Origin of the sequence: Pseudomonas sp. MF6396, assembly GCF_002018915.1 — a bacterium.
Lineage (GTDB): Bacteria > Pseudomonadota > Gammaproteobacteria > Pseudomonadales > Pseudomonadaceae > Aquipseudomonas > Aquipseudomonas palmensis.
The window spans coordinates 1-5,996 of sequence record NZ_MVOK01000060.1 but is presented as its reverse complement, the minus strand read 5'-3'; the positions used below and the strand labels follow the sequence as shown (position 1 = coordinate 5,996).

1 protein-coding gene is annotated in these 5,996 nt (G+C 67.1%); it reads right to left on the bottom strand.

All coding sequences use genetic code 11. The features are described from left to right. Positions 1 to 5,996, bottom strand: a 5,996-nt coding sequence (locus MF6396_RS27635) for a non-ribosomal peptide synthetase (protein ID WP_153046143.1), incomplete at both ends; no start/stop codon positions are given.

Sequence of the window (5,996 nt, the reverse complement as noted above, 5' to 3'; positions counted from 1 at the left end):
CTTTGCTGCGCCGCCTCCACCGGCCCGGCAGCCAGCAGGTAGGCCACCAGTTGCTTGCCGGTGGCGCCGTCGATATCCAGCACCACCGCCTCGCGGATCGCCGGGTGCTCCTGAAGCCTGGCCTCGATCTCGCCCAGTTCGATACGAAAGCCGCGGATCTTCACCTGATGGTCGATGCGACCCACGTACTCGATCACCCCGTCGCCGCGATAGCGCGCCAGGTCGCCGGTGCGGTACAGCCGCCCGCCCCCCTGCACGCTGCGGTCGAACGGGTCGGGCACGAAGCGCAGCGCGGTCAGCGAGGCGCGCCGGTGGTAACCGCGCGCCAGGCCGGCACGCCCCACATGCAGCTCGCCGTGGCAGCCCGGCGGGGCCAGGTTGAAGTCGCTGTCGAGCAGGTACCACGACAGGTCCGGGATCACCTCGCCGATCGGGCTCACGCCGTCCTGCTGCAGGTCGGCCAGGCTCAGCGGCCGGTAGGTCACATGCACCGTGGTTTCGGTGATGCCGTACATGTTGATCAGCTGTGGCTGCTGGTCGCCGAAACGCTCGAACCACGGCTTGAGGCTGGCCACATCCAGCGCCTCGCCACCGAACACCACATAGCGCAGCGCCAGCGCTGAAGGGTTGGCACAGGCCACCGGGATCAGTTGCTTGAACGCCGACGGCGTCTGGTTCAGCACCGTGACCTGCTCGCGCACCAGCAGTGCATGGAAGTCTTCCGGCGAGCGCGCCACTTCACGCGGCACCACCACCGCCTTGGCACCGTGCAGCAACGCGCCAAACAGCTCCCACACCGAGAAGTCGAAGGCGTAGGAGTGGAACACGCTCCACACATCGCTGGCGTCGAAATCGAACCAGTGCTGCGTGGCCGCGAACAGGCGCATCACGTTGTGGTGCGGCAGCAGCGTGCCTTTGGGCTTGCCGGTCGAGCCGGAGGTGTAGATCACGTAGGCCAGGTTGTCCGGCGTGGCGAGATTGACCGGCGCGACAGTGCTGTAGCCCTCAAGCCATGCAGCGCCGCTCTCGAGGATCACGCGCTCGACCGATGCAGTAACAGGCAACTCCAGGTGCGCCTGGGTCAGCAGCAGCTTGATGCCGCTGTCCTCGATCATGTAGGCCAGACGATCCTGCGGGTACTCCGGGTCCAGCGGCACATAGGCGCCGCCGGCCTTGAGAATGCCCAGCACGCCGACCACCATCTCCAGGCTGCGCTCCACCGCCAGGCCGACCAGTACATCCGGCCCCACGCCCTGTTCGCGCAACTTGTGCGCCAGCTGGTTGGCACGCTGGTCGAGCTGGCGGTAGCTCAATGACTGCCCGGCGCACACCACGGCCGGCGCCTCGGGACGCAACGCCGCCTGCTCGGCGATCCGCTGGTGGATGCAGCGCTCGCCCGGGTAGCACGCCGGGCTGTGGTTCCAGGCCTTGACCACCTGTTGCTGCTGCTCGACATCCAGCACCGCCAGCTCGGCGATGCGTTGCTGCGCCGAGCGCACAATGCCTTGCAGCAGATTGGCAAAGTGCCGGGCGATCTGCTCCACGCTGGCCCTGCTGAACCGCGCCTGATCGTAGGCATACTGCACCGACAGCTCGCGGCCCAGGCCGATGATCAGCGTCAGCGGGAAGTTGGTCTGCTCGTGATTCTGCGTACCCAGGAACGCCAGGCCGGCCGGCGCGCCTTGTTGCAGCGCCTCGGCCACCGGATAGTTCTCGAATACCAGCAAGGTGTCGAACAACCCCTCGCCGCCCGAGCCTGCCAGACGCTGGATCTCGTACAGCGGGCTGTGTTCATGCTCGCGCAGCAACAGGTTCTGTGCCTGCAACTGCTCCAGCCAGGCACCCACGGCCTGTTCGGGCGAAGGGCTGGCGACCACCGGCAGGGTATTGATGAACAGCCCCAGTTGCTCCTCCACCCCGTCCAGCTCGGCCGGGCGCCCCGACACGGTGGCGCCGAAGCTGACGCAGGCCTGTCCGCTGTAGCGTTGCAGCAGCAACAGCCAGGCGGCCTGCACCAGGGTGTTGACCGTCACCCGCTGCTGGCGGGCGAACTCGCCCAATGCCTGGGTGGCCTGCACATCCAGCAACTGGAAATGGTTGGCATGGCCCTGCCCCAACTGCGCCTTGTCGCTGCGCAGCGCCTGCACCAGGCGCGTCGGCTCGGTGAGGTCACGTACCTGCTGCTGCCAGAACGCCTCGGTGCGCGAGCTGTCCTGCTCGGACAGCCACTGGATGTAGTCGCGGTAGCGCCCGGCCGAATGCCCTGGCGTCTGGCCGGCATAGCGTTGCAACACTTCGCCCAGCAGCTGCGAGTTGCTCCAGCCGTCCATCAGGATGTGGTGGCTGGTGTAGATCAGGTGATGGTGATCGACGTCGGTACGGATCACCGTCAGGCGCAGCAACGGCGCATCCTGCAGGTCGAAGCTGCGCTGCAGGTCGGCCTCGGCCCAGCTGTCCAGGTTGGCGTGCAACGTCGGCTGCGCCCGCCAGTCCAGCACGGCGAACGGCATTTCGACCTGCTTGCGAATCACCTGCAGGGGCTGTTCGAAGCCGGTCACGAAACTGGCGCGCAGCACATCGTGACGGTCCAGTGCGGCCTGCCAGGCGTTCCTGAAACGTTCCACGTCCAGCCCCTTCACATTCATCCGCAGTTGGTTGATGTAGTTGCCTGCGCCCTGTTCGTACAAGGTGTGGAACAACATGCCCTGCTGCATCGGCGACAGCGGGTAGATATCGTCGATCTCGCTGGCGGCAATCGGCAGGCTGTCCAGCTGCACCTGGGTCAGCCTGGCCAGCGGGAAGTCCGAAGGCGTCACGCCAACGCTGCCTGGCTGCACGCAATGGGCAACCAGCGCCTCGAGCTCCTCGGCATAGGCGCGGGCCAACGCCTCGATGGTCGCGGGCGCGAACATTGCGCGGCTGAAGCTCCAGTTCAGCGTCAACTCGCCGCCATACACCTGGCCGTTGATCGACAACCAGTTGCCCAGCGGTGCTTCGGGGCTCTGGGTGGCGCCGGCAGGCTCACCCGCCGGGCTGAAGAAGCCGCCCTGACCCTGTTCGTCGGCAAAGCTGGCGTCGAACTGGCCCAGGTAGTTGAAGGTGATGCGCGGCACCGGCAACGCGGCCAGGGCTTCACGGGCCTTCGCGTCGCCCAGGTAGCGCAGTGCGCCGAAACCGATGCCCTTCTCGGGTACCGAGCGCAGTTGCTCCTTGATGCGCTTGATCGAGCCGTCGAGGCTGTCGGCGGGGCTCAGCTTGACCGGGAACAGGCTGGTGAACCAGCCCACAGTACGGGTCAGGTCGATGTCGTCGAACAGTTCTTCGCGACCGTGGCCTTCAAGCTGGATCAGCACCTCATCGCGCCCGGTCCAGCGCGCGATCACTCGCGCCAGGGCGGTCAGCAGCAGGTCGTTGACCTGGGTGCGATAGGCCGCCGGGGCCTGTTGCAGCAGTTGCCGGGTACTGGCCTTATCGAGGCGCGTCTGTGCCTGGGCGGCGTGGACAGCCTGCACAGACCCCTGCGGGTTGTCGCACGGCAGCTCGGCGCTGGCGCCCGCCAGTTCGCTGCTCCAGTAGGACAGTTCACCTTGCAGGTTGGCTGCGTGCGCCTGCAGGCGCTGCGCCCAGGCCTGGGTCGAACTGGTCTTGGCTGGCAGGCTCACCACCTGCCCGGCCGCCAGCTGGGTATAGGCGCTCTGCAGGTCTTCGAGCAGGATGCGCCACGACACGCCGTCCACCACCAGGTGGTGGATCGCCAGCAGCAGGCGCTGGCTGCCATCGGGCAGGGTCGCAAGCACCACGCGCAGCAGCTCGCCCTGCTCCAGGCTCAGGCTGCGCTGGGCCTTGTCGCACAGCGCCGGCAAGGCATCGGCAGTCTCAAGCTGCACAGCCCACACCACCTCGGGGGTTGCCTGTACCGCGCCATACTGCGCCCACCAGCGGCCATCGGCCTGCCGGGCATAACGCAGACGCAGCGCGTCATGATGGGCCATCAGCGCCTGCATGGCCTGTTGCAGCCTGTGGGCCTCCAGCAACTGGCCCGGCTTGAGCAGCAGTGCCTGGTTCCAGTGATGGCGCTGGGGTATTGCCTGATCGAAGAAGTACTGGTGAATCGGCAGCAGCAACGCCTGGCCGGTCACCGGCCCCTGGTCCGACTGGCGCTGCGCCTGGCCGAGCGTCGCCACGCTGGCCAGGCCCTGTACCGTCTGGTGCTGGAACAGCGCCTTGGGGGTGAAGTGGATACCGGCCTGGCGTGCGCGGCTGACCACCTGGATCGAGATGATCGAGTCGCCGCCCAGCTCGAAGAAGTTGTCGGTCAGGCCCACCTGCTCAAGCTTGAGCACCTGCGCCCAGATCGCCGCGATGCGTTGCTCGAGCTCTCTCTGCGGTGCCACATAGGCCTGCTGCAACTGGCTGGCATCGGGCCTGGGCAACGCACGGCGGTCCAGCTTGCCATTGCCGGTCAGCGGCCAGGCCTCCAGGAACATCAGGTGTGCCGGCACCATGTAGTCCGGCAGCACGGCCTTGAGGTGCTCGCGCAGGCTGGCGAGCCGGTCGGCCGGTGCAGCCTGTTCGTCGCTTGCAATCAGGTACGCCGCCAACTGCTTGCCATTCGGTCCTTCGATGTCCAGCACCACCGCTTCACGTACCGCCGGGTGCCCCTGCAACTTGGCCTCGATCTCGCCCAGTTCGATACGAAAGCCGCGGATCTTCACCTGATGGTCGATGCGCCCCACGTACTCGATCACCCCGTCGCCGCGATAGCGCGCCAGGTCGCCGGTGCGGTACAGCCGCCCGCCCCCCAGCACGCTGCGGTCGAACGGGTCGGGCACGAAGCGCAGCGCGGTCAGCGAGGCGCGCTGGTGGTAACCGCGCGCCAGGCCGGCACGGCCCACATGCAGCTCGCCGTGGCAGCCCGGCGGGGCCAGGTTGAAGTCGCTGTCGAGCAGGTACCACGACAGGTCCGGGATCACCTCGCCGATCGGGCTCACACCGTCCTGCTGCAGGTCGACCAGGCTCAGCGGCCGATAGGTCACATGCACCGTGGTTTCGGTGATGCCGTACATGTTGATCAGCTGTGGCTGCTGGTCGCCGAAACGCTCGAACCACGGCTTGAGGCTGGCCACATCCAGCGCCTCGCCACCGAACACCACATAGCGCAGCGCCAACGCTGAAGGGTTGGCACAGGCCACCGGGATCAGCTGCTTGAACGCCGACGGCGTCTGGTTCAGCACCGTGACCTGCTCGCGCACCAGCAGTGCATGGAAGTCTTCCGGCGAGCGCGCCACTTCACGCGGCACCACCACCGCCTTGGCACCGTGCAGCAACGCGCCAAACAGCTCCCACACCGAGAAGTCGAAGGCGTAGGAGTGGAACACGCTCCACACATCGCTGGCGTCGAAATCGAACCAATGCTGCGTGGCCGCGAACAGGCGCATCACGTTGTGGTGCGGCAGCAGCGTGCCTTTGGGCTTGCCGGTCGAGCCGGAGGTGTAGATCACGTAGGCCAGGTTGTCCGGCGTGGCGAGATTGACCGGCGCGGCAGTGCTGTAGCCCTCAAGCCATGCAGCGCCGCTCTCGAGGATCACGCGCTCGACCGATGCAGTAGCAGGCAACTCCAGGTGCGCCTGGGTCAGCAGCAGCTTGATGCCGCTGTCCTCGATCATGTAGGCCAGGCGATCCTGCGGGTATTCCGGGTCCAGCGGCACATAGGCGCCGCCGGCCTTGAGAATGCCCAGCACGCCGACCACCATCTCCAGGCTGCGCTCCACCGCCAGGCCGACCAGTACATCCGGCCCCACGCCCTGCTCGCGCAACTTGTGTGCCAGCTGGTTGGCACGCTGGTCGAGCGCGGCATAGCTGAGCGACTGCTCGCCGAAGGCCACCGCGATGGCCTGCGGGGTCCGGTTCGCCTGCGCCGCGATGCGCTGGTGAATGCACGGCCCGGGCGCGTGCTCCGCCTCGACCGGGTTCCACGCCTGCACGATGCGCGCCTG